The following is a 23427-nucleotide window of genomic DNA, read 5'->3' as shown; positions in this document are numbered from 1 at the left end:
GTCGGCGCCCCACCCGGGGCGCCGCTCGCCAGACGCCCCCTTCCGCGCAGCTCGCGGGAGGGGGCGTCGTCGTTCAGGGGATGGACCGGGTGGGGAGGCTGCTCAGTGCCGCCGCGAGCGCCCGCCGTCCGTGTCGTCTCCCGCGGGCGAAGGCAGCGGGCTGTCGAGCGGGTCCTCCACCTCGAGCGCCTGCTCGCGGCGCTTCTCGTACTGCCCGCGCACGTAGTCCACCAGCGGGTCCAGGTAGCTGAGCAGGGGAGGGCAGCGCACCGACGTGCCCTCGAGCCGCTCGAGCGTGTTGTGGCAGTTGTAGAGCGCCAGGTGGCTCACGTAGCTGATGGCCGCGCGCTGCGGGCGCGCGAGCCGCTCGAGCACCGGCAGCCGCAGCATCACGTCGGCCGCGCGCGCCGAGAGGTTGAAGCGCGGCAGCTTGCGGTTCGCGCGCTCCGCGACGAGCTCGTACACGCGCCGCGCGCTCATCGGGTTGGGGTCCACCAGGTGGAAGGTCTGCCCCACGGCCGCGGGGTCGCGGCTCAGCGTCCACACCGCCTCCACCAGGTAGTCCATGGGGATGACGTTGAGCGGCGCGACGCCGTTGCCCGGCAGGGGCAGGGGCGCGACCAGCGGCGAGGTCACCAGGAGGATGCCCAGGTAGTAGGGCCCGTCGAAGCGGTCGATCTCCCCCGTGCGGCTGTCGCCCACCACGCTGCCGGGGCGGAAGATCGTGACGGGCAGGCTCGCGCCGGCGCGCTGCACCAGGCGCTCCGCGTGGAACTTCGTCTCCTCGTACGCGTTGCGGAAGGCCTGGCCGCGGTCCAGCTCGTCCTCGGCGATCACCCCCACCCGGTCTCCGGACACGTAGCAGGTGGACAGGTGGTTGAAGCGCCGCAGCCCGCCGCAGTCGCGCGCGAGCTCGAGCACGTTGCGCGTGCCGTCCACGTTCACCCGCCAGGCCGTCTCCTTGGGCGTGCTGAGCGAGGTGAGGGCGGCGAGGTGGAAGATGTCCGTGGTGCGGCCGCGCAGCCGCTCGTACTCCTCGCCGGAGAGGCCCAGGTGCATGTCCGCCACGTCCCCGGTGAGCAGCTCCACGCGGCCCGGGTTCTCGAGCCCCTTCACCAGCCGCTGCGCCTCCTTCAGGTGGCGCGGCTGCACCAGGAGCGCGAGGTGGGCGCGGGGCTCCGCCTCGGCGAGGTGGGTCACCAGCCGCTTGCCGATGAAGCCCGGGAAGCCGGTGACGAAGTAGCTGGGGGCAGCTGCGGGCGCGCGCGTCTCACTCATGGCGGGGCGCACCATACGTCAGCCGCGTGCGAGCAGGGCCTCCCAGATGCGCTCCACCTGCGCGCGCGTGGCCGCGAGCTCCCCCGCGTTGTCCACCACCCAGGTCGCGTGGCGCCGCTTGTCCTCGAGCGGGAGCTGGGAGGCGAGCCGTGCCTCGGCCGCCTCGCGCGAGAGGCCGTCTCGCGCCATGAGCCGCGCGAGCTGCACCTCGCGCGGCACCGCCACCAGGATGACCCCCTCCATGCGCGTGTGCAGCCCGTTCTCGATGAGCAGCGGGGCGTCGTAGATGACGCGCGCGGCGCCGGCCTCGGCGAGCGCCTGCGTGCGCTCGAGGAAGGCCTGCGCGATGCGCGGGTGCAGCAGGGCATTGAGCGCGGCGCGCTCGGAGGCGTCAGCGAACACGCGCTGGCCCAGCTTCGCCCGGTCCAGGCCTCCGTCCGGGCCCAGCACGCCGGGAAAGCGCGCTGCCACCTCCGCGAGCCCGGGCGTCCCCGAGGCCACCACCTCGCGCGCGAGCACGTCCGCGTCCAGCACCTGCGCTCCCAGCTCGCGCAGCATGCGGCTCACGGTGCTCTTGCCCGAGGCAATCCCTCCGGTGAGCCCGTACAGGTGCACCTACTTCGCCCCGCGCAGCGTGGTGAAGATGAACGAGTTCACCGTCTTGCCGTCCTCGTTGAAGAAGATGGCGAGCCCCAGGCGGGGGTAGAGGTAGTAGCTGCGGAAGTCCTCGGTGATCTTCTTGAGGTAGCAGGGGGTCTCCGGCAGCGGGCCCGTGGGGCAGGCCGCGCCGTAGGTGTTCTCGATCGCCTCGCGGTCGATGACCGGGGCGGGGAACACGTCGATGCGGTCCACCACGCCGCTCGCCGGGTCCAGCTTGAACTGCACCTGGGTGGTGCCCTTGATGGCCTGCTTGGCCAGGTAGGCGATGACCTCGGGGCCCGCCTTGCCCGCCTCGGGCTTCACCGTGCGGGTGGGCGTGCCGAAGCGCTTGAGCACGTCCTCGCGCCGGCTCACCCCGGGCTCGATGCCCTGCCAGGGCTTGGCGAGCGCGGGCGCGGCGGCGAGCAGCAGGAGCAGCAGGGCGAGCGGGGGCAGGGCAGGGGTGCGCATCGGTCTCGGGGTTCCTACTGAAAGGGCCGCAGGGCCTCAAGCGCGAGGGACGCGGCCCGGGTGTCCGCCATTCAAAGCCGCCCATTCCTGCCTTGCCGCGCTCTTCCCGGGTCTGCTAGTGCTCGCCGCTGCCATGCGCGCTCCCGGACCCTGGATTTTCCTCGTCATCCTGGCCACTTCCAGCGCGGCGCTCGCCGCGGACTTCGTGGGGCCGGAGAGCTGCAAGGGCTGCCACCCGGAGGCGTACGACGCCTGGATGCAGTCCAAGCACGCGCGCGCCACCGACTCGCTCAACACGCAGCAGAAGGGGGACGCGCGCTGCCTCAGCTGCCACGCGCCGAACCAGGCCGAGCAGCAGGTGGCGCAGGTGACGTGCGAGACCTGCCACGGGGGCGGTCAGTACTACTCCCCCAGCTACGTGATGAAGGACGCGGAGCTCTCGCGCCTCGTGGGGCTGGTGGACCCGAGCGAGAAGAGCTGCCGCACCTGTCACGACGCCTCCAGCCCCTCGCTCAAGCCGTTCAACTTCGTGGAGAGCCTCAAGGCGATCGACCACTGGTCCGCCGAGCGCGCGCGCCGCAGCGGTGCGCGCGCCGAGGCCTCCCCGCACGGGCAGGACAAGAAGTAGGACCCGGTGATCAAGATCCTCGACTCGCAGTTCGTCACGACCGCGGTGGAGCCGCACGGCTACCCCACCGACCACGGCGTGGAGGTGGCCTTCGTGGGCCGCTCCAACGTGGGCAAGTCGTCCATGATCAACGCGCTCACCGGCCGCAAGAAGCTGGTGCGCGTCTCCAACACGCCGGGGCGCACCCGCACCCTGAACTTCTTCGACGTGGACCTCGAGCGCGGCCGCCTGCGCCACCGCGTGCGCCTGTGCGACCTGCCCGGCTACGGCTTCGCCAAGGCGAGCAAGAGCGACAAGGCGCAGTGGGAGAAGATGATCACCACCTACCTCGAGAAGCGGCACCGGCTCGAGGCGGTGGTGAGCATCATCGACGCGGAGGTGGGCCCCACCGAGGAGGACCACCGCACGCTCGAGTTCCTCCAGGCGCATGACCGCCGCATCCTCGTGGCCGCCACCAAGATCGACCGCCTCCCCAAGGCGCGCCGCAAGCCGCGCGTGAAGGCGCTCGCCGAGGAGCTGGGCCTGCCGCTCGAGGCCGTGCTGCCCTTCAGCTCCACGGACAAGATCGGCGTCGAGGAGATGTGGGACGCGCTCCTGGACACCTTCGGGCGCCGCTCGGTGCACGCGCCCGAGCCGAAGGAGCCCAAGGAGCCCCGGGGCCCGTAATCCCCCCTCCCGGCGGCCCCCTGTGGTAGGGCTCGCCCCGTGTCCGACTCCAAGACTCCGCAGGGAAGTGGCAAGGGTGCGCAGGAGGGGCTGAGCAGCCTGCGCCGGCAGCTCGCACAGCTCTCGCCCAAGGCACGGCTCGATGCGCTGATCAGCGCCCCGGACGCCCGGCGCCTGGTGCGCAGCATGCCCGCCGAGGATCTCTACTTCGCCATCGCGGACGTGGGGCTCGCGGACTCGCCGGAGCTGGTGCAGCTCGCGAGCCCGGCGCAGTTCCGCACCTTCGTGGACCTGGGCGGCTGGGAGCGCGACCGCATCGACCCGCACGCGCTGCTCACCTGGCTGCGCGCCGCGCGCGGCGACGAGCCCGAGGAGTTCCTGCGCAAGGTGCACGGCGTGGACGCGGAGCTGCTCGAGTACCTGCTGCGCGAGTTCACCGTGGTGCACGACCTGGAGGAGAACCCGGACGTGAACCCGGAGGGCGTCACCATGGAGACGCCCGAGGGCCGCTACCTCCTCGAGTTCAAGGAGGTGGAGGGCGCGGAGCTCGCCGGCCTGCGCCACCTGCTCAACGATCTCATCGCCGAGAACCCCTTCGAGGCGGTGCGCCTCTTCGAGGCGGCGCGCTGGGAGGTGCCCAGTGAGCTCGAGGAGATCGCCTACCGCTTCCGCGCCGGGCGCCTGCAGGACCTGGGCTTCCCGCCGCTCGAGGAGGCCGTGCGGCTCTTCAGCTACGTGGACCCCGGAGCGAGGCCCGCGCCCGCGGCTTCGCCCGGCCAGGCGCTCGCGGCGGCGGGCGGCCACGTGGACTACCTGGAGGCGGCCTTCCGCGAGCTGGACGCGGTGGAGCGCGACAACCTCGAGGACGAGCTGCGCGGGGTGGCGAACGCCGCGCTCGTGGCCGAGGCCGCGGACCCCGGGGACCTGGACGCCCTGCGCCGCGTGGGCGAGATGGTGCGCGACTACCTCTCGCTGGGCCTCGAGCACCTCACCGGCGCCGCCCCCGCGCGCGCCGCGGAGCTCGTGCGCGAGGTGCCCCTGCCGCGCCTCTTCCAGGTGGGCTTCTCGCTCACGCTCGCGCTCAAGTACCGCGCGGACCGCCTCGTGAAGGCGCCGCTCGCGCGAATGGATGACACGCTCTTGCTGATGCCCGAGGAGGCCGCGGGGGTGGAGGCGCTGCGCCGCAAGCGTCCGCGGCGCGCGCTGCGGGTGCAGGGCGCCGAGGCCGTGCCCTTCCGCAACCTGCGCGAGCTCGCCCTGAGCGAGGCGCTGCTCGGCCGCGCCGAGGCGCAAGGGGCCATCTTCCGCGCGCTGCTCGGCGGCAGCGAGCCGAGCGCCCGCGAGCGCCTCGCCCGCTTCGGGGTGGACCTCAAGGCGCTCGAGGTGGAGCGCCTCTTCACCGCCGCCGTGGCCATGGCGGTGCTGGAGGGCCGGGTGGACCCGCGGCCGCTGCCCGAAGGGCGCGGGAGCGAGCTGGGCGAGCGCCTCTTCGAGGGGGAGCCCGCGGCGCCCCGCCTGCGCGCGAGCGCCGCCGAGCGCGCCCTCGCGGCCCTGGAGCCGGCGGTGGAGGAGGGCGCCCGGCCCGAGCTGCGTCGGCTGGTGAACGCCACCCTGGAACGGCTGCGCACCGAGCTGGGTGCGCCCTTCCTCCAGGAGCGGCGCATCCACCCCACGCTGGCCGTGATCCTTCCCATGGAGGGCAGCGCGACGCCGTAACTCTTTCAGGCTGCGCGGGCCCCCGTCGGCGCAGCCCTCGCCAAGTCACTGGATCCACGGGCAATGGCTGCTCGGAAGCCTGGCACGCACCCTGCTTGAGGGGGGCGTCGCAGAAGTGTGCTTTCAGAGCGTCGCTCGGGAGGAGTGGGCATGGTGGGCGAACAGGGGCGGCAGCGCGACGTGCTCGCGTTCTACTGCCTGACGGCTTTCGCATTTTGCATGTACGCGGTGCCCGGCGAGTGGATCCCCGCCCTGGCGCCCCTGCGCCTCGCGCTGCTGACCTCGGGGCTGGCCGCGGGACTGGTGGTGATGCGCCGGGTGGGGCGCGCCGAGCCCTTCTTCCTGGACGGGGTGCGCGGCGTCTCGCTGATGTGCTTCTCGGTGGTGGTGGTGGCCTCGATGAGCTGGTCCATCAACCCGCTGGAGAGCCGCGCGGTGGCGATCGAGGTGCTCAAGCTGAGCGCCATCTACCTCGCCGTGGTGAACGTGGTGACGAACGAGAAGCGCCTCACCGTGATTCTGGGCGCATTCGTGCTGGGCTCCATCATCACCTCCATCGGCGTCATCAACTGGTACCTCGTCGGCGAGAACCTGGTGGAGGGCTTCCGCGCCCGCTGGGTGGGCATCTACGCGGACCCGAACCGCACCGCGATGAACGTGGGCATCGTCGTGCCGCTCGCGGTGGCCTTCATCGCGCGCAAGGGCACCGGCTGGCTCTTCCGCATCGCGTGCACGGCCGCCGCGGTGCTCGCCGTGGTGGCCATCGTGTTCACCCACTCGCGCGGCGGCTTCGGCGGCCTCGCCACCGCGATGGCGCTGTGGGCCATCCGCGAGAAGCGGCGCCTGCAGGCCATCGTGCTCGGGGCCGTCTTCGCGCTGGGCCTGGTGGTGTTCGCGCCGGAGAGCTTCTGGAAGCGCAACGAGACGGTGACCGAGTTCCACCAGGACGCCTCGGCCATGGGCCGCGTCTACGCGTGGCAGGTGGCCAGCCGCATCAGCCTGGACAAGCCGCTGCTGGGCGTGGGGGCGGGGGGCTTCCGCTTCGCGTGGCCGCTGTACGCCCCGCCGGAGTCCCACCGCGCCTACGTGGCCCACGACCTCTTCCTGGAGGTGCTCGGCGAGCTGGGCTGGGTGGGCTTCTTCCTCTTCCTCATCTTCGCCGGAGGCGCGGTAGGCGGCGCCTTCGAGGCGAGCCTGGACCCGAACATCGGCTGGGTCGCACGCGCGCTGGGCGCGAGCATCGTGGGCTACCTCATTTGCCAGCTGTCCGCCGGCTACATCCAATCCGCACACCTGTACATGCTGTTCGGCCTCGCCGCGAGCGCCGAGCGCCTCGCCCGGATGCGCGAGGCGACGGCCCTGGTGCCCCAGCGCGGCCCCGCGAGCGCGCCCTCCGAACCGCTGGAGCCCGCGTGGGAGCCCACGCGCCATGCCCTCTGAGGGCAGCCACCGTGAGGCGGGGGCGCTGCCTGCGCCCCGGCCGCTGAGGCTGGTGCAGTTCACCCGCTCCTTCCACCTGGGCGGCACCGAGGTCCAGGTGGTGGAGCTGCTGCGCGGCCTGCCCGCGCACTACCGCACGCAGGTGTGCGTGCTGCAGGAGGGCGGGGCGCTGCTGCCGGCGGTGCGCGCGCTGGGGCACGCGCCCGAGGCCTTCCCGCTGCAGGGCTCGCTCGCCCAGGCGAACACCGCGCTGCAGGTGGCGCGGCTCGCGCGCTGGCTGCGGCGCCAGCGGGTGGAGCTCGTGCACGTGCACGACTTCTACTCCTCGGCGCTGGCGGTGCCCGCGTGCCGGCTCGCCGGGGTGAAGGCCATCGTCGGGCGGCTGGATCTCTCGCACTGGCAGGGGCCCGCGCGCCGCGCGCTCCACGCGCACCTCACCGGCCTCGCGCACCACGTGGTGGTCAACGCCGAGGCCATCCGCACCCAGCTCCTGTCCGAGGAGGGGCTCGCGCCGGACCGGGTGAGCGTCATCCACAACGGGCTGGATCTGCCGCGCTTCGACGCGCGCAGCGCCGCCGGGCTGCAGGCGCCACTCCCGGACACCGGCGGTGCGCCCTGGCTGCTGCACGTGGCCAACATGAACCACCCGGTGAAGCGCCAGGAGGATCTCTTCCACGCGCTCGCCCTGCTCGCGCGCCGGGGCACCGTGCTCCACGCGCTGCTGGTGGGCGACGGCCCCCGCCGCCCCGAGCTCGAGCGGCTCTGCGAGCAGCGGGGGCTGCGGCGCCAGGTGCACTTCCTCGGCTTCCGCCAGGACGTGCCGGCCCTCTACGCCCGCGCGGCCTTCGGAGTCCTCTGCTCGAGCGCCGAGGGGCTCTCCAACGCGGTGATGGAGGGGCTCGCCGCAGGCCGCGCCATGGTCGTCACCCGCGTGGGCGGAAACCCCGAGCTGGTGCTGCACGGCGCGCGCGGCCTGGTGGTGGAGCCCTGCCGGCCCGAGCAGCTCGCCGACGCCTTCCTCCAGCTGCTCTCGGACCCCGTGCGCGCCGAGGCCCTGGGGGCCGCGGGCCGCCGCTTCGTAGAGCGCGAGCTGACGCTGGCGGAGATGGTGCGCCGCCACGACGCCCTGTACCGCAGGGTGGTGGGAGGGAAGGGGGCCGAGGCCGCTGCCTGGGTCCCCGGGCACGCAGCCGAGGCCGCTGCGGGCGCCTGATGCAATGGCCGGGCGGGCCCTGCGTAGGGCATGCAGAGCCCCTCCCTTTCCCGAGGCCCCGCATGCACGCCCTCCTCCTCCTCGCCCTCGCCGCCACGCCCAACCCCCAGTCCTTCTCCTTCGACGCGGGCGCCGCCCCGAACGTGCACGTCTCGGACGTGAACGGCTCCGTCACCATCGAGGGGAGCGAGACGGGGAAGGTCACCGTCGAGGCGCGTCAGGAGGGCAGCGCCGAGGCGCTCGCCGACTACCCGGTGGAGGTGAAGCAGGAGGGGGACACCGTGACGGCGCGCCTGTGCTGCGGGCCCTGCGCGGAGAAGAACCGCAGCTGCAACCACCCGCCGGACACGCACTTCACGCTTCGGGTGCCGCGCGGCGCCCGCCTCGAGCTCTCGGTGGTGAACGCCGCCGTGCGGGTGAGGGGCGTGAGCGGCCGGCAGGAGGTCAGCAGCGTGAACGGCGCCGTGGAGCTCTCCGGCTCCACCCAGGCGCTCAAGGTGAGCACGGTGAACGGCTCGGTGCGCCTCGCGCCCCAGGAGGTCGCGGACACGGACGTGAGCACCGTCGCGGGGGACGTGAAGCTCCAGCTGCCGGACCACGCCAGCGCCAAGGTCGACTACTCCACCGTGGGCGGCAGCTTCAACGGCAAGAGCAAGGCGCTGGGCAGCGTGAGCCGCCAGTACGGCGCCGGCGCCCACGACATCGACGTCAGCACCGTGAGCGGCGCGCTCGACGTCGAGCCGCGCAGCTAGGCATCCAGGTTTCTCGGGGCCCTGCCGGCCGGACCCTCCAAGGGGTCGGCAGGGCCTCTTCCTCTTCTACGGCGTGGCGAGCACCGCGGGCGGCGCTGCCCTGCGCGCGTCCGCGCCCACCAGCTCGCGCACGCTCTTGAGGCCCTCGCGCTGCAGGTGCTCGCTCAGGCCCTGTGCGAGGCGCCGCGGCATCCCGGGCCCCTCGTAGATGAAGCCCGTGTACACCTGTACGAGCGAGGCGCCGGCGCGCAGCTTCTCCACCACGTCCGAGGCGCTGAACACCCCGCCCACCCCGATGATGGGCAGCGTGCCGCCGCTGCGCTGGTAGGCGCGGCGGATGACGGCGTTCGCCGGCTCGCGCACCGGGGCGCCGGAGAGCCCTCCCGCCTCCTTCGCCACCGGGTGCTCGAAGGGCCGCGCGATCGTGGTGTTGGTGCAGATGAGCCCGTCCAGGCCGCAGCTGCGCACCACGTCCACCACCTCGTCCACGGCCTCGGGGGTGAGGTCCGGGGCAATCTTCAGGAACAGGGGCTTGCCCGGTGCCACCTGCGCGAGCCGCGCCTTCACCGCCCGCAGCAGGGCGCCCAGCGCCTCGGGCTCCTGCAGCTTGCGCAGGCCGGGGGTGTTGGGCGAGCTCGCGTTCACCACCACGTAGTCGCCCAGCGCCCCGAGCGCGTCCACGCAGGCCACGTAGTCGTCCACCGCGCGCTCCAGCGGCGTGTCCTTGTTCTTCCCGATGTTCACGCCCACCGGCGCCGGCTGCCAGCGCCGGCGCCGCAGGCGCTCAGCCGCCGCGAGCGCGCCGCCGTTGTTGAAGCCCATCCGGTTGATCACCGCGCGCTGCTCCGGGATGCGGAAGAGGCGGGGGCGGGGGTTGCCCGGCTGCGGGCGCGGGGTGAGCGTGCCCACCTCCACCGCACTGAAGCCCAGGGCGAGCAGCGCATCCACCGCCGCCGCCTCCTTGTCCAGGCCCGCCGCGAGCGCCACCGGGTGCGCGAAGCGCAGGCCCGCCAGCTCCACCGAGAGATCCACCGGCGGCAGCCCCAGCGCCCGCTCGCGCAGCCAGCGGCACAGCCCCTGGAAGCGGCTCAGCAGCCGCATGGCGAAGAGGGTCAGCTCGTGGGCCGCCTCGGCCGGGAGCAGGAAGAGGAGGGTGCGGAGGAGCGGGTACATGGCCCCTCCGATATCAAGTCCTAGGCCGGAATGAACGAGTACTCGCGCGCCCAGGCGAGCGTCTGGTTCACCTGGTCGGGCGTGAGGATGCCGTGCTTCTCCATCAGCGCCACCTCGCTGCTCATGTCCGTCTCGAGCAGGTAGGGCCCGTCCGTGTTGATGCTGAACTTCACCCCGCGGTCCCAGAGCGTGCGCACCATGTGCTTGAACTCGTCCAGGCCCTCCACCGCCTTGGTGTGCAGGTTGGAGGTGGGGCACAGCTCGAGCAGCACGTTGCGCTCGCGCAGGATGCGCATCGCGCTCTCGTCGTAGGCGGCGAGGATGCCGTGGCCGATGCGGTGCGGATGCAGCGCCTCCACCACCGTCATCACGCCCTCGGCGCCGGTGCCCTTCGTCTCGCCCGTGTGCACCGTGCACTTGAGCCCCGCCTTGCGCGCGCGCTCGTAGAGATCCTGGAACTCGCGCAGGGCGTCCGGCCGCTTCTCCATCGCGTTCTTCTCGCTGCCCGCGAGGTCGATGCCGTAGACGCCGCGTCCCCGGTACTTGATCGCCTTCTCGACCAGGATGCTGTTGAGCCGGTGATCCCACTCGCGCGCGAGGCAGAAGATGAGGCCCGTCTTCACCCCGTACTCGAGCGAAGCGCGGTCCATGCCGCGCAGGGCCGCGTGGATGATGTGGTCCAGGTCCAGCTCGCTGTTGAGGTTGCGCTTCATCGGGTTGAAGCGCAGCTCCATCTGCGTCACCCGGCTGCCGCGGTACTCCTTGCCGATGATCTCGTACACGCTGCGCTCGATGGCGCTGGGCGAGCTCTGGATCTTCTCCGTCCAGGTGTGGAGGATCTTCAGGTAGTCGTCGAGGCTGCCCACCTTGCCGGGACGCGAGGTGATCAGCTCCACGAACTCGAAGTATCCCTTCACCGGCAGCTTGAAGCCCTGCTGGTGGGCGATGGACCAGAGGATGTGGGGCGCCACGGCGCCGCCCACGTGGATGTGCAGATCGATCAGGTCGCGAGCCATGGCGGTATGTATGCACAGCGCCGCGCGGGCGTAAAGGCGCCCCCCCCCTCAGCGGCGCAGCAGCACGTACAGCGCGCCCGCGCCACCGTCCTGCGGACGTGCAGTGGCGAACGCCAGCACCCGCTTCCCGATGCGCTTCTGTGAGAGCCACGACTGCACCTGGCCCTTGAGCACCGGCAGCTGGTCCTTCGAGTGCAGCCCGCGCCCGTGCACGATCAGCACGCAGCGCTTGTGGCCGCGTCGGCTCTCGGTGAGGAAGCGCTCCACGGCATCGCGGGCCTCGGCCTGCCCCATGCCGTGCAGGTCCAGCTGGCCCTGGAGCCCGAAGTCGCCGCGCCGCAGCGCCTCCATCAGCGAGCGGTCCGCGCCGCCGGACGCCGAGCCCTCGAGCACCTCGCCGCGCTCCGCGATGTCGAAGTCGCCGCGGCCCTCCACCAGCTCGGCCAGCTGCGCGAGCGCCTCGGCGTTGTCGTCCGCGAGCTGCTCGATGAGCCGGGGAAGGGCAGGGTCCTCGGGCGGCGGTTTGCCGCGCTCGGTCAGCTGCGACACGCCGTCCATCGCCGCGTAGAAGAGCGCGGCGTCGTCCTCCTCGATCGGCTTCGCGAGCTTCTTCGGGGGAGGGGGCGGCGCGGGCGCCTTCTTCGGCGCCGCGGGCTCGGGTACCTTCTTCAGCGCCTTGAGCGCCGCGAAGGGGGTGTTGAAGCCACTGTCCTTCTTCTTCGGCGGGCCACCGCGCTCGCTCATCCGTCCTCCCGGGAGCCCCACTCTTAATCCGCCCTCAGCGCCCGCGCAGCCTCCGAATCTCGGCGTACGCGCGCTCCAGCTCCTGGAAGCGCAGGGTGGCCCGCTCGCCCTCCGCGCGGCCGAGGTGCGCCACCCGGTCCGGGTGCGCCTGCGCCGCGAGGCGCCGGAACGCGCGCCGCACCGCTGCGTCGCTCGCGTCCGCCGCAACCCCCAGCGCCGCGTAGCTCGCGTGACCCGCGGGCTCGGCGGGAGGCTGCAGGGAACGCTGCTCGCGCTCGGCCTGGGCTTCGGCCGGGATGCCGAGCAGCCCCGCCACGCGCCGCAGCGCCTGCACCTCGGCGTTGCTCGCGCGCCCGTCGGCGAGCGCGAGGGTCCAGAGCGCCTCGAAGAGGCGGAGGCGCTCAGCGCCACCGAGCACTTCTCTCAGCGCTACCGCGGCCGGCCCGGGCGCGCGCGGGGCCTGCAGCTGCGCCTTCAGGCAGCGTCGCACCGCGCCCAGCGCCTGGGGGCCATAGCCCAGCGCATCCGCGAAGTGCTCGCGCACCGCGCGCAGCTCCTCGCGCCCCGGCTCGCCGTCCGCGCGCGCCACCTCGAGCAGCAGCGCGCAGGTGTCGGCGGTGAGGTCCGGTCCGGAGGGCGCGGGCAGCGGGCGCAGGTCGTCGTAGAGGTGGCCCGCGAGCAGCCCCACGCCCACCAGCAGCACCGCGCCGAGCGGGTTGCCCACGGCGAGCCCCAGGCCGAGCCCCAGCAGTGCACCGACGAGTTTGCCCATGAGCACCGGTGCGAGGCCCCCTTGCCGCTGCCCAGTTTGCCATATAGAGCGCCGCGCCATGGCCCAGCTGATCGACGGCAAGGCAATCGCCGCGCGCGTGCGCGAGCAGGTGCGGCAGGACGTGGAGCGGCTGCGCGCGAGCGGCGGGCCCACGCCCGGGCTCGCCGTGGTGCGCGTGGGCGAGGACCCCGCCTCGAAGATCTACGTCAACGGCAAGAAGCGGGCGGCGGCGGAGGTGGGCTTCCAGTCCTGGGAGCACCCGCTGCCCGCGACCGTCTCGCAAGGGGAGCTGCTCGCGCTCGTGGCGCGGCTCAACGCGGACCCGGCCGTGCACGGCATCCTCGTGCAGCTCCCGCTGCCCGCGCACCTGGACGTGGACGCGGTGATCGCGGCGGTGAGCCCCGACAAGGACGTGGACGGCTTCCACCCGGTGAGCGCGGGCCGCCTCTCGCTGGGCCTCCCGGGCCTGCGCCCCTGCACCCCGCTGGGCGTGATGCACCTGCTCGGCGGGGTGGGCTGCAACCCCTCGGGCAAGCGCGCCGTCGTCGTGGGGCGCAGCAACATCGTGGGCAAGCCCATGGCGCTGATGCTGCTGCAGGCGGACGCCACCGTGACGGTGTGCCACCGCAAGAGCGACCTGGCGCGCGAGGTTGGCCAGGCGGACATCCTCGTGGCCGCGGCCGGGGTGCCCGAGCTGGTGCGGGGCCACTGGGTGAAGCCCGGCGCGGTCGTCATCGACGTGGGCATCAACCGGCGCGCGGACGGCACGCTGGTGGGCGACGTGGAGTTCGCCCCGGCCTTCGTGCACGCCCGGATGATCACCCCGGTGCCCGGGGGGGTGGGCCCGATGACCATCGCGATGCTGATGCGCAACACGCTGCAGGCCGCGCGCGCGGCTACTTCGCGTTGAACGCGCTCTTCACGCCCGGGCGGTTGAGCACCACCAGCATCCAGATGCCGATGGGCAGCCCCACCGTGCAGGTGATCGCCGGGGGCACCATCGCGCCGATGGCGCCCACCACCGCGAGCCCGTAGCCGCGCAGGCGCATCGTGTTGAGCGCGCCCTGGATGGTGAGCGCGCTCCAGATGGCCGAGAACGCGAGGATCGCGATCAGGGGCAGGGTGGGCGTGGCGCCCGCGGCGCGCGTGCCGGTGGCCGGGTCCTCCCAGGGCATGTGCGCGTGCAGCGCGAGCGCGACGGCCATCACCGCGCAGAAGAACGCGTTGAGGATGCCCACGCACAGCAGCAGGAAGGCGGGGGGCCGCAGGTGGCGGAGGATCAGCAGACGGGGGTCAGAGGGGGGGAGTTCGACGCCGGGACCGCTCATGTGCGAGCTCGCAGTGCCCCCACGATCATGCGCGTCGCGGGGGACTTGTTGAGGGTGTAGAAGTGGATGCCGGGCACGCCGCGCGAGAGCAGCTCCATGCACTGCACCGTGGCGTGCGCCACGCCCAGCTGCATCAGGGCCTCGGGCTGATCGCGCACGCGCTCGAGCTGCAGCGCGAGCCGCATGGGCACCGTGGCCCCGCACATCCGGGTGAAGCGCTGCAGCTGCTCGTAGTTCGTGATCGGCATGATGCCCGGCACGATGGGGACGTTGATGCCGGCGCGGCGCGCCCGCTCCACGAAGTCGAAGTAGAAGGCGTTGTCGAAGAAGAGCTGGGTGATGACGAAGTCCAGGCCCGCGTCCACCTTCTGCTTCAAGTGGACCAGGTCCTCCTCGCGGCTCACCGTCTCCACGTGCCCCTCGGGGTAGCAGGCCCCGCCGAGGCAGAAGCCGAAGTCCTCGCCGCGGATGAACTCGACGAGCTCGCTCGCGTAGCGGAAGCCCCCCTCGTGGGGCACGAAGCCGGGCGCGCCCGCCTGGGGGTCCCCGCGCAGCACCAGCACGTTCTCCACCTGCGCGTCCGAGAGCTTGCGCAGGATGGCGCGCAGCTCCTCGCGGTCGTGCCCGATGCAGGTGAGGTGCGCCATCGCCGTGATGCCCGTGGTGCGCTTGATCTGCGTCACCAGGTCCACCGTGCGGTCGCGCGTGCTGCCGCCCGCCCCGTACGTCACCGAGACGAACCCGGGCTCCAGGGGAGCGAGCTCTTCCAGGGTGCGCAGCAGGGCACGCGTGCCGTCGTCCGTCTTCGGGGGGTAGAATTCGAACGAGAAGCAGGGATTGGACGGATTCAAGCGATAACGAATCTTCATGCGGCGCGCCGTCCTCGCCCTCCAGTGGGACCTTGATCGGAGGGGGTGCGCAGTTATAGTCCGCGCGCCTTTTTCCCCCACACGTTTTCAGGAGAGATCCATGCCCCGGCGCACGCCGCTCAACGAGGCCCACCGCAAGCTGGGGGCCCGCATGGTCGACTTCGTGGGCTGGGACATGCCCGTGCAGTACACCTCCGTCATCGCGGAGCACGAGGCGGTGCGCACGGGCGTGGGTCTCTTCGACGTCTCGCACATGGGCGAGATCGAGTTCCGCGGCCCCGGCGCGCTCGAGAGCGCCAACGCGCTCATCAGCAACGATCTCGCGCGCTGTGCGGACGGCCAGGCGGTGTACGCGGGCCTGCTCAACGAGCAGGGCGGCTTCGTGGACGACGTGGTCGCCTACCGCTTCAGCGCCGAGCGCATCCTCGTCTGCGTCAACGCGAGCAACGTGGACAAGGACTTCGCCTGGATGAAGGAGCACGCCAAAGGCGTCGCCCCCGTCAACCGCAGCGACGACTTCGCCCAGATCGCCGTGCAGGGCCCCAAGGCCCCCGCGCTGGTGCAGCGGCTCACGAAGGCGGACCTCTCCAAGGTCGGCACCTACCGCTTCACCGAGGGCGAGGTCGCGGGCGTGAAGTGCATCATCTCGCGCACCGGCTACACCGGCGAGGACGGCTTCGAGCTGTACTGCCCCCCGCAGGACGCCGAGAAGCTCTGGAACGCGCTCATGGCGGAAGGGCAGCAGGACGGCGTGAAGCCCGCCGGCCTCGGCTGCCGCGACTCGCTGCGCACCGAGATGAAGTACGCGCTCTACGGCAACGACATCGACGACGCGCACACCGCGCTCGAGGCCGGCCTGGGCTGGATCGTGAAGCTCGACAAGGCGCAGTTCGTGGGCAAGGACGCGCTCGTCGCCCAGAAGGCCGCGGGCGTGAAGCGCAAGCTCGTGGGCTTCGAGCTCACCGGCGCGGGCGTCCCCCGCCACGGCTACCCCGTGCTCAAGGACGGCCAGCGCGTGGGCGAGGTGACGAGCGGCACCATGGGCCCCTCGGTGAAGAAGCCCATCGGCATGGCCTACGTGCCCACCGAGCTCGCCGCCGAGGGCTCCACCTTCGACGTGGACATCCGTGGCCGCGCCGTCCCGGCCACCGTCGTGAAGACCCCCTTCCTCAAGAAGTCCTGAGTCTCGTCAGCCCCCTTTCCAGGAGCAGAACGCCATGGCCGCTGTCCCCCAGGATCTGAAGTACACGAAGGACCACGAGTGGGCGCGCCCCTCGGGCAAGTCGGTGGTGGTGGGCGTGACCTCGCACGCCCAGGAGGCGCTCGGTGACGTGGTCTACGTGGAGCTGCCCAAGGTGGGCGCCACGCTGACGGCCGGCCAGCCCTTCGGCGTCATCGAGTCCACCAAGGCGGTGAGCGAGCTCTTCGCCCCCGTGAGCGGCAAGGTGGTGAAGGTGAACGACGCCCTGAGCGACAACCCCCAGACCGTGAACTCGGACCCGTACGCGGCCGGGTGGATCGTCGAGGTCGAGCTCTCGGACACCAAGCAGCTGGACGGCCTCATGGATGCCAGCGCGTACGAGAAGCTGCTCGCGAAGCAGGCGCACTAAATCGGCGGGCGCCGGCTGTTACAGGGCGTTCTCGTTACCCCTTCCGCGACCTCTGCCTCAAAGGCTCAAAGGGCCCCAAGCACCATGAACCTGAACTGGAAGCACCAGGAGCAGTTTTCCGGCCGCCACATCGGCCCGGACGCCACCGAGCTGGAGGCGATGCTCGCCACCCTCGGCGTGGACTCGCTCGAGACGCTGATCGGCCAGACCGTCCCCTCGGCCATCCGCTCGAAGGAGCCGCTGAAGATCGCCGCCCAGCCCAGCGAGCACGAGCTGCTCGCGCAGCTGGAGAAGATCGCCGCGAAGAACCAGGTGTTCCGGTCCTTCATCGGCATGGGCTACAGCGACACGCACACGCCCAACGTCATCCTGCGCAACATCTTCCAGAACCCGGGCTGGTACACCCAGTACACGCCCTACCAGGCGGAGATCGCGCAGGGCCGGCTCGAGGCGCTGCTCAACTACCAGACCATGGTGATGGACCTCACCGGCATGGAGGTGGCCAACGCCTCCCTGCTGGACGAGGGCACCGCGGCCGCCGAGGCCATGGCCGTGGCGCTCGCCGTGAAGGGCGGCGAGGCGCGCACCTTCTTCATCTCGGACTCCTGCCACCCGCAGACCATCGAGGTGGTGCGCACCCGCGCGCTGCCGCTGGGCATCGAGGTGGTGGTGGGCGACCACCGCACGGTGGACCTGGGCGCCAAGAAGTTCTTCGGCGCGCTGGTGCAGTACCCCGCCACCGACGGCGCCGTGCACGACTACAAGGCCTTCGGTGAGAAGGTGCACGCGGCCGGCGGCCTCTTCATCGTCGCCGCGGACCTGCTCTCGCTCACGCTGCTCACGCCCCCGGGCGAGTTCGGCGCGGACGTGGCGGTGGGCAGCGCCCAGCGCTTCGGCGTCCCCATGGGCTACGGCGGCCCGCACGCCGCCTTCTTCGCCTGCAAGAACGCCTTCACCCGCGTGATGCCGGGCCGCATCATCGGCGTGTCCGCGGACGCGCAGGGCCGGCGCGCGCTGCGCATGGCGCTGCAGACCCGCGAGCAGCACATCCGCCGCGAGAAGGCCACGAGCAACATCTGCACCGCGCAGGTGCTGCTGGCCATCATCGCCAGCATGTACGCCGTGTACCACGGGCCCAGGGGGCTCAAGGCCATCGCGGAGCGCGTGCACGGGCTGACCACGGTGCTCGCGCGGGGCCTGGCGAAGCTGGGCCTCAAGCCCAAGCACGACCAGTTCTTCGACACGCTGCGCGTGGAGCTCTCCTCCACGGCCGCCCGCGCGGTGCTCGCGGCCGCCGAGGCCCAGGGCATGAACCTGCGCCGCATCGACGAGAAGAGCATCGGCGTGAGCCTGGACGAGACCACCCGCGCCTCCGACGTGGAGGCGCTGCTCGGCGTCTTCGCGCAGGGCAAGAAGCTCGAGGGTGGGGTGGACGCGCTCGCGCAGGACCTGGTGAGCCCCGTGGACGCGGGCCTGCAGCGCAAGAGCCCGTACCTCACGCACGCGGTCTTCAACAGCTACCACTCCGAGACGGAGATGCTGCGCTACATCAAGCGCCTCGAGTCGCGCGACCTCTCGCTCACGCACTCGATGATCCCGCTGGGCAGCTGCACCATGAAGCTCAACGCCACCGCGGAGATGATCCCGGTGACGTGGCCGCAGTTCAGCAAGCTGCACCCCTTCGCGCCCCCGAGCCAGGCGGCCGGCTACAAGGCCATCTTCGAGCAGCTCGAGGGCTACCTCGCCGAGGTCACCGGCTTCTCCGGCGTCTCGCTGCAGCCCAACGCGGGCAGCCAGGGTGAGTACGCGGGCCTGCTGGTCATCCGCGCCTACCACCAGGCGCGCGGCCAGGGCCACCGCGACGTGGTGCTCATCCCCTCCAGCGCGCACGGCACCAACCCGGCGAGCGCCGTGATGGCGGGCTACAAGGTCGTGGTCTCGCGCTGCGACGACAACGGCAACATCGACGTGGAGGACCTGCGCGCCAAGGCGGAGCAGCACAAGGACAACCTCGCGGCGCTGATGGTGACCTACCCGTCCACCCACGGCGTGTTCGAGGAGGAGATCCAGGAGATCTGCCGGATCATCCACGAGCGCGGCGGCCAGGTGTACATGGACGGCGCGAACCTCAACGCCCAGGTGGGCCTCACGCGCGCGGGCCAGTTCGGCGCGGACGTGTGCCACATCAACCTGCACAAGACCTTCTGCATCCCGCACGGCGGTGGCGGCCCCGGCATGGGCCCCATCTGCGTGGCGAGCCACCTGACGAAGTTCCTCCCGGGCCACCCCGTGGTGACCACGGGCGGTGCGCAGGCCATCGGCCCCATCAGCGCGGCGCCGTGGGGCAGCGCGAGCATCCTGCTCATCTCGTGGATGTACATCTCGATGATGGGCGGCGAGGGGCTCACCCAGGCCACCAAGGTCGCCATCCTCAACGCGAACTACATCGCCGAGCGCCTGCAGCCGCACTACCCGGTGCTCTACCGCGGCAAGCGCGGCCGCGTGGCCCACGAGTGCATCGTGGACCTGCGCCAGCTCAAGAAGAGCGCGGGCATCGAGGTCGAGGACGTGGCCAAGCGCCTCATGGACTACGGCTTCCACGCGCCCACGGTGAGCTTCCCCGTGTCCGGCACCCTGATGATCGAGCCCACGGAGAGCGAGTCCAAGGCGGAGCTGGACCGCTTCTGCGACGCGATGATCTCCATCCGCCAGGAGATCCGCGACGTGGAGGAGGGCCGCGCGCCGCGCGAGGGCAACCTGCTCAAGAACGCGCCGCACACCGCCGCCGTCCTCACCGCGCAGGAGTGGGATCGCTCCTACACCCGCGAGCAGGCCGCCTTCCCCGCGCCCTACTTGCGCGAGGGCAAGTTCTGGCCCTCCGTGGGCCGCCTCAACAACGTGCTCGGCGACCGCAAGCTCATCTGCTCCTGCCCTCCCACCGAGGACTACGCAGAGCAGGCCGCCTGATGCACGCTCCCGCTGGGAGCTGAGCCCGAAGGCCCGGAACGCCCCGCGCGTTCCGGGCCTTTCTCTTTCGGGGCCTTCAGCGCGGCCGCACCGGCTCCACGTGCACGACCACGTCCACGACCTGGGGGTAGGCCGCCTGCAGGCGCTGCTCCACCTCGTCCGCGAGCGCGTGCGCCCGCGCGGTGCTCAGGTGCGGGTCGACCTCGATCTTGAGGTCCACGTAGACGCTCTCCTCCATTCCGCGGCTGCGCACCTCGCGGCAGGAGCGCACGCCTTCGACCGCGGCGGTGAGCGCGGCCACGTGCACCGGGTCCAGGCGCGCCGAGTCGGAGAGGATGCCCACCGCCTGGCGCACGATGGTGTAGGCCACGTGGGCGACGAAGAGCATCACCACCAGCGCCACCACGCCGTCGGCGCGCGGGAAGCCCAGCCACACCAGCAGCATGGAGAGCAGCACCGCGCCGGTGACGAACACGTCCGAGAGCGTGTGGCGCGCGTCCGCGAGCAGCAGCGAGCTGTTGAGCCGCTCGCCGAAGCGGCGCTCCACGCGGCTCACCACCACGTTGATGACGAGCGTGCCCACCATCACCCAGGCCATCACCGGGCTCACGCTGGGGTGGCGATCGTGCAGGAGCGAGTCGAAGGCCATGCGCCCCAGCTCCAGCATGCCCACGCCCACCATCGCCCCGATGCCCAGCGACGCGAGCGCCTCGAACTTGCCGTGGCCGTAGGGGTGATCGTCGTCCGCGGGCTGCGCCGCCACGGACATGGCCACCAGGCCGAGCACGTTGGAGCTGCCGTCGATGAAGGAGTGCAGGCCGTCCGCCGTCACCGAGGCGAACTGGTGGTAGAGGCCGATGCCCAGCTTGGCGGCGGCCACGGCCCAGTTGGCGACGAGGATGGCGGCGAGGACCTGGCGGATGCGGGCGTTGCGCGTCTGGGCGGGGGAGGGCTCCACGGTGGCCCCCTCATGCAACGCCCAGCCCCTCCGAAGCAAGAGGGGGCGCCCTAGTTCGGCGCGCGGAAGATCCGCATGCGCGGGCCGCCGCCCATCTCCAGGAAGAAGCCGAAGGAGAAGGTGACGGTGTTCTCCGGCCCCATCAGCCCCGCGGGCGGGTTGGGGAAGGGCTGGGCGCGCTCGAAGGACTGCACCGCCTCGAGGTCGAGGAAGTCGAGCCCGCTGCTCTTCTCCACCTTCACGTCCGTCACGCGGCCGCTCTGGTCCATGGTGATGGCGAGCAGCGTCTGCCGGTCGCGCCCGGCGTAGGTGCTGCCCGTGGGGTCGCGCATCTGCAGCACCTTGCTCGGGTTCCACTGCTCGGCCACGCGCTGCTTGAGGCGGTTGAAGAAGCTCGCGTACTTCCACTCGCGCGTGTTGAGCAGCGTCGCGTCGCCCTCCTCCTCGTTGCGCAGGTCGTCGTTGGGCGCAGCGCCGACGATGCGGCTCATCGACTCGGCGGAGGGCATGAGGCTCGCGATCCCCTGCTTCCCCGCGTGCCCCAGCGAGCCCTCCTGCTGCTGCGTGCCCTGGGTGCCCGGCTCGATGCGCAGGCGCTTCGAGTTGCCGTCCATGTCCTCGCTCTCGGTGCGGTTGGGCACCGAGGCGCCGGGTCCGGGCGTCTCCGGGTTCGTCTTGAGCGCCACCGCGTCGCGCTTGCGCGCCTCGGGGATCTCCATGATGGCCTTGCGCTGCGCCTCGGTGGCGGGGCGCTCGTCGTCGCCCACGCCCGCGTTGCCGCCGGCCTCCGCCTGGCGGGGACGGGAGGCCTGCTCGGGGTTCGGCCCCACCGCGCGCGGCGCCGCGTTGCGGTAGTTCGCCGTCTGCTCGCGCGCGCGGGTCTCCTTCTGCACGCGGTTGTTGCTCTCCGAGAGGTACTTCGCGTCCGGGGACACCTCGTCGTTGCCCGGCGCCGTGTCCACCACCTGGCCCTGCGGCTTCTCGGGCGGCTTGGGCTCCACCTTCGCCACCGCCTTCTGCTGCGGCTTGACCGCGGGAGGCGTGCCGGGCGGCAGGGGGCGGCTGTTGCCCCGGTTGCGCGCCCACTGGTCCGCGCTCAGCGAGCGCAGGCTCACGTCCTGGGGCGGGGGCTTGGGCGTGTGCGGGGGGGCCGGCGGCGCCAGTGCCGAGAGCAGGACGAGCAGCCCGACGAAGACCCCGTGCCCCAGCAGGGCCAGCAGCAGGGCGACGAGGGCACGGCCCCAGCCTCCCTCGGAGCGCTTTCGCCTGGAGCTGGGAGCCTGAGAGGAGTTCATCGCCAAGGTGACCCGTCTAACCATCGGGCGGTCAGAACAGTCCCGCCCGCTCACTGGGCAAGATGCGGCCGCCCCCCGACCGTCTCAAGCCTGCTCTGTCCCGGAGTGCTCAGTAGATGGCCGCCACTTCGGCACCGCTGAAGTAATAGCGCAGGATTTCCCGGTAGTCCTGCCCGGCCTCCGCCCGCCCGATCGCCCCCGTCTGGCACATCCCCACGCCGTGGCCCCAGCCGCCGCCGGTGAACACCCAGCCGCTCACCCGGCCCCGCGCGTCGCGCTCCGCGGAGACGAGGAACATCGCGCTGTTGAGCATCCCGAAGAGGCGGCGGATGTTGAGCTCCCCGCGCACCTGGGTGGCCCCCTTCTCGCCGGAGAGCGTGAGCAGCTTCGCGCGGCCCGAGACCCCGCGCTCCGTGACGCTCATCGCCTGCACGGCCCCGATACCCAGCGAGGCGGTGAGCGCGTCCACCTGCTCGGCCGTGAAGCGGCGCTCCCAGCGGAACTTCGAGGCCTGCGCGAAGCTCGAGAGGCGGCAGGCCGCCGGCAGGTCGGCGCGCAGGAACTCCGCCAGCTGGGCGGGGGAGGGGAGCGGCTCGCCGTGCCCTTCCTGCTCGAGGAGGTCCGGCCGCCCGCGCAGGTTCGGATTGGGCGGCCCGCCCCACACCGCGTCGTTGTCCTCGGTGTGCCCGCCGCACACCGCGCTGTAGACCGAGTCCACGAGCCTTCCGTCCGCGCCGAACAGGGCCTCGCCGCGCGTGGCCTCCACCGCGGCGCTCGTGCTCGCGGCCTCGCCCGAGCGCCCCTTGTACACGGCGCAGTGCTGCTCCGAGCAGAGCAGGTAGGGGTCCGCCAGGTGCTTCGTGCCCACCTTGGCCAGCACCTCGCCGCGCGCCGTGACCGCCTGGGCCTTGAGCGCCTCGGGGTGCGCGCGGGCGAAGATCTCCGAGGGCACCAGCCCCTTGAGCAGGTCCTCGAGCGGCACCAGGTTCACCACCCCGAGCGTGCCGTAGCGGTCCACCGTGAGCTGCAGCGTGCCGCGGTAGCTGCGGTCCTCGAAGCTGTGGAAGTCGTAGCCCACGCCGTACTCCACCTGCGCCACGTCGAAGCCGGCGCCGTCCAGCGTCTCCACGACGAGGCTGTCGCGCCACGCGCCCTGCACGCGCCCTGCGTCGTCCAGCAGCTCGAGCACGCCGCTCGCCGGCGCCTGCACCTCCTCGAAGAGGCTGGTGCGCACCCCGAACTGCCGCAGCACCGCGGCCTGGCGCGCCGCGGCCTCCTCGGGGCCGAGCACCTCGTCCACGAGCAGCAGGTAGCGGCGGTTGTCGATCACCTTGCCTGCGATGCCGAACAGCGCCCCGAGCACGTGGGGGCGCACGCGCAGACCGCGCGCCTGCCAGCGCGCCTGCTCGATCGCGAGCCCCGCCTTGTCCGCGAAGGGGAACTCCGCGAGCTGCACCCGCGCGCTCATCCGCGCCGGCGTCCCGCCGCGCAGCCGCACACTCCAGCGCGAGCCCGCCGGCGCCTCGAGCACCTTGTGCTCCGGCCCGTCGAAGCGCAGCCGCATCCGCCCGCGCGGCGTGAAGCGCACCTCCTGGCGGCGCTCCATCAGCCGCACCGGCACCAGCGGCTCGCCGCCGCGGAAGTCGAGCCGCTTCTGGGTCAGCGCGCCGGGAACCTCCGGGGCTGCTCCCTCACTGCTCGCGGGCGCCGGGGCGCTCTCGTCCGCAGGGGCCAGGGAGGCCTCCCGGCCCGCGTCCGGAGGCGTGGCGGGAACGCTCTCCACGGTCGCAGGCCCGTGGGCCACGGGGCGGGAGGGCTGCGGCTGCGTGGCGCAGGCGAGCGCGAGGAGGACGGGCAGGAGGGGCCGCAACAGGGGGGATCGCAAGCCCGGC

The 23427-nt window shown here is 72.2% G+C and carries 22 protein-coding genes; 10 read left to right on the top strand and 12 right to left on the bottom strand.

From position 1 onward, the window contains the following. Nucleotides 1–102 precede the first annotated feature (102 nt). Genes FGE12_RS02385 through FGE12_RS02375 form a run of 3 tightly spaced genes read right to left on the bottom strand, consistent with a single transcriptional unit; the run spans nucleotide 103 to nucleotide 2388 of the window. On the bottom strand, nucleotides 103–1278 hold the full coding sequence (locus FGE12_RS02385; protein ID WP_153864544.1) for an SDR family oxidoreductase: 1176 nt from the start codon (nucleotides 1276–1278) through the stop codon (nucleotides 103–105). An 18-nt stretch (nucleotides 1279–1296) separates the two neighbouring features. Beyond that, nucleotides 1297–1893, bottom strand: a complete 597-nt coding sequence (gene coaE / locus FGE12_RS02380) for a dephospho-CoA kinase (RefSeq protein ID WP_194797486.1) — start codon at nucleotides 1891–1893, stop codon at nucleotides 1297–1299. Next, a complete protein-coding gene (locus FGE12_RS02375) occupies nucleotides 1894–2388 on the bottom strand; it encodes a hypothetical protein (RefSeq protein ID WP_153864543.1) in 495 nt (164 codons plus the stop codon). It lies immediately after the preceding gene. Nucleotides 2389–2521: 133 nt separating this feature from the next. On the opposite strand from FGE12_RS02375, the gene FGE12_RS02370 reads away from it, so the two are divergent. The 6 genes from FGE12_RS02370 to FGE12_RS02345 all read left to right on the top strand — a co-directional run bounded on the left by FGE12_RS02370 (nucleotide 2522) and on the right by FGE12_RS02345 (nucleotide 8803). Continuing rightward, nucleotides 2522–3016 carry a multiheme c-type cytochrome gene (locus tag FGE12_RS02370; RefSeq protein ID WP_194797485.1) on the top strand — a complete coding sequence of 165 codons (495 nt, stop codon included), beginning with the start codon at nucleotides 2522–2524 and terminating at the stop codon, nucleotides 3014–3016. Between the two features lie 6 nt (nucleotides 3017–3022). Then, entirely contained in the window at nucleotides 3023–3682 is a 660-nt protein-coding gene (gene yihA / locus FGE12_RS02365; protein WP_194797484.1) for a ribosome biogenesis GTP-binding protein YihA/YsxC, read from the top strand. Between the two features lie 39 nt (nucleotides 3683–3721). Continuing rightward, nucleotides 3722–5398 (top strand): DUF6178 family protein, encoded by a 1677-nt coding sequence (locus tag FGE12_RS02360; protein WP_194797483.1) that lies wholly within the window; start codon nucleotides 3722–3724, stop codon nucleotides 5396–5398. 150 nt (nucleotides 5399–5548) lie between these two features. Continuing rightward, nucleotides 5549–6838, top strand: a complete 1290-nt coding sequence (locus FGE12_RS02355; protein ID WP_153864541.1) for an O-antigen ligase — start codon at nucleotides 5549–5551, stop codon at nucleotides 6836–6838. Next, the gene (locus tag FGE12_RS02350; RefSeq protein WP_153864540.1) at nucleotides 6828–8051 is read left to right on the top strand and encodes a glycosyltransferase; all 1224 of its coding nucleotides are present in this window, start codon (nucleotides 6828–6830) and stop codon (nucleotides 8049–8051) included. The genes FGE12_RS02355 and FGE12_RS02350 overlap by 11 nt, the downstream gene beginning before the upstream one ends. A gap of 62 nt (nucleotides 8052–8113) precedes the next feature. Then, the gene (locus FGE12_RS02345; RefSeq protein WP_153864539.1) at nucleotides 8114–8803 is read left to right on the top strand and encodes a DUF4097 family beta strand repeat-containing protein; all 690 of its coding nucleotides are present in this window, start codon (nucleotides 8114–8116) and stop codon (nucleotides 8801–8803) included. Between the two features lie 66 nt (nucleotides 8804–8869). Here the strand turns inward: FGE12_RS02345 and FGE12_RS02340 are convergent, their stop codons facing one another. From FGE12_RS02340 to FGE12_RS02325, 4 genes are read right to left on the bottom strand one after another with little or no spacing between them, the layout of a single operon-like run. After that, a complete protein-coding gene (locus tag FGE12_RS02340) occupies nucleotides 8870–9976 on the bottom strand; it encodes a quinone-dependent dihydroorotate dehydrogenase (protein WP_153864538.1) in 1107 nt (368 codons plus the stop codon). A gap of 20 nt (nucleotides 9977–9996) precedes the next feature. Beyond that, the gene (locus tag FGE12_RS02335; RefSeq protein ID WP_153864537.1) at nucleotides 9997–10992 is read right to left on the bottom strand and encodes an adenosine deaminase; all 996 of its coding nucleotides are present in this window, start codon (nucleotides 10990–10992) and stop codon (nucleotides 9997–9999) included. A 48-nt stretch (nucleotides 10993–11040) separates the two neighbouring features. After that, entirely contained in the window at nucleotides 11041–11736 is a 696-nt protein-coding gene (locus tag FGE12_RS02330; protein WP_153864536.1) for a Smr/MutS family protein, read from the bottom strand. A gap of 34 nt (nucleotides 11737–11770) precedes the next feature. Next, on the bottom strand, nucleotides 11771–12508 hold the full coding sequence (locus tag FGE12_RS02325) for a TerB family tellurite resistance protein (RefSeq protein ID WP_153864535.1): 738 nt from the start codon (nucleotides 12506–12508) through the stop codon (nucleotides 11771–11773). Between the two features lie 58 nt (nucleotides 12509–12566). On the opposite strand from FGE12_RS02325, the gene folD reads away from it, so the two are divergent. After that, the gene (gene folD, locus FGE12_RS02320; protein ID WP_153864534.1) at nucleotides 12567–13418 is read left to right on the top strand and encodes a bifunctional methylenetetrahydrofolate dehydrogenase/methenyltetrahydrofolate cyclohydrolase FolD; all 852 of its coding nucleotides are present in this window, start codon (nucleotides 12567–12569) and stop codon (nucleotides 13416–13418) included. On the opposite strand, the gene FGE12_RS02315 is transcribed toward folD, so the two are convergent. Both FGE12_RS02315 and metF read right to left on the bottom strand, forming a co-directional pair. Further along, complete coding sequence (locus tag FGE12_RS02315; protein ID WP_153864533.1) at nucleotides 13405–13836, bottom strand: hypothetical protein; 432 nt, start codon at nucleotides 13834–13836, stop codon at nucleotides 13405–13407. The genes folD and FGE12_RS02315 overlap by 14 nt on opposite strands. Next, nucleotides 13833–14705 carry a methylenetetrahydrofolate reductase [NAD(P)H] gene (gene metF / locus FGE12_RS02310; RefSeq protein ID WP_153864532.1) on the bottom strand — a complete coding sequence of 291 codons (873 nt, stop codon included), beginning with the start codon at nucleotides 14703–14705 and terminating at the stop codon, nucleotides 13833–13835. The genes FGE12_RS02315 and metF overlap by 4 nt, the downstream gene beginning before the upstream one ends. Before the next feature lie 100 nt (nucleotides 14706–14805). Here metF and gcvT point away from each other — a divergent pair, with 100 nt between their 5' ends. The 3 genes from gcvT (at nucleotide 14806) to gcvP (ending at nucleotide 19282) form a co-directional block, all read left to right on the top strand. Next, nucleotides 14806–15888 carry a glycine cleavage system aminomethyltransferase GcvT gene (gene gcvT, locus FGE12_RS02305; protein ID WP_153864531.1) on the top strand — a complete coding sequence of 361 codons (1083 nt, stop codon included), beginning with the start codon at nucleotides 14806–14808 and terminating at the stop codon, nucleotides 15886–15888. A gap of 34 nt (nucleotides 15889–15922) precedes the next feature. Continuing rightward, nucleotides 15923–16315 carry a glycine cleavage system protein GcvH gene (gene gcvH / locus FGE12_RS02300; RefSeq protein ID WP_153864530.1) on the top strand — a complete coding sequence of 131 codons (393 nt, stop codon included), beginning with the start codon at nucleotides 15923–15925 and terminating at the stop codon, nucleotides 16313–16315. Between the two features lie 84 nt (nucleotides 16316–16399). Then, complete coding sequence (gene gcvP / locus FGE12_RS02295) at nucleotides 16400–19282, top strand: aminomethyl-transferring glycine dehydrogenase (protein WP_153864529.1); 2883 nt, start codon at nucleotides 16400–16402, stop codon at nucleotides 19280–19282. Nucleotides 19283–19358: 76 nt separating this feature from the next. Here the strand turns inward: gcvP and FGE12_RS02290 are convergent, their stop codons facing one another. From FGE12_RS02290 to FGE12_RS02280, 3 genes are all read right to left on the bottom strand, one after another. Beyond that, on the bottom strand, nucleotides 19359–20240 hold the full coding sequence (locus FGE12_RS02290) for a cation diffusion facilitator family transporter (RefSeq protein ID WP_370458854.1): 882 nt from the start codon (nucleotides 20238–20240) through the stop codon (nucleotides 19359–19361). A gap of 50 nt (nucleotides 20241–20290) precedes the next feature. After that, nucleotides 20291–21535, bottom strand: coding sequence for a TonB family protein (locus FGE12_RS02285; protein ID WP_153864527.1), 1245 nt, complete (start codon nucleotides 21533–21535; stop codon nucleotides 20291–20293). 109 nt (nucleotides 21536–21644) lie between these two features. Beyond that, entirely contained in the window at nucleotides 21645–23420 is a 1776-nt protein-coding gene (locus FGE12_RS02280) for a SpoIID/LytB domain-containing protein (RefSeq protein WP_228530500.1), read from the bottom strand. Nucleotides 23421–23427: the final 7 nt, after the last annotated feature.

The sequence above is a fragment of the Aggregicoccus sp. 17bor-14 genome, assembly GCF_009659535.1.
Classification (GTDB): Bacteria; Myxococcota; Myxococcia; order Myxococcales; family Myxococcaceae; genus Aggregicoccus.
The sequence above is the reverse complement of the archived record's forward strand: the minus strand, read 5'-3'. Positions and strand labels throughout refer to the sequence as shown.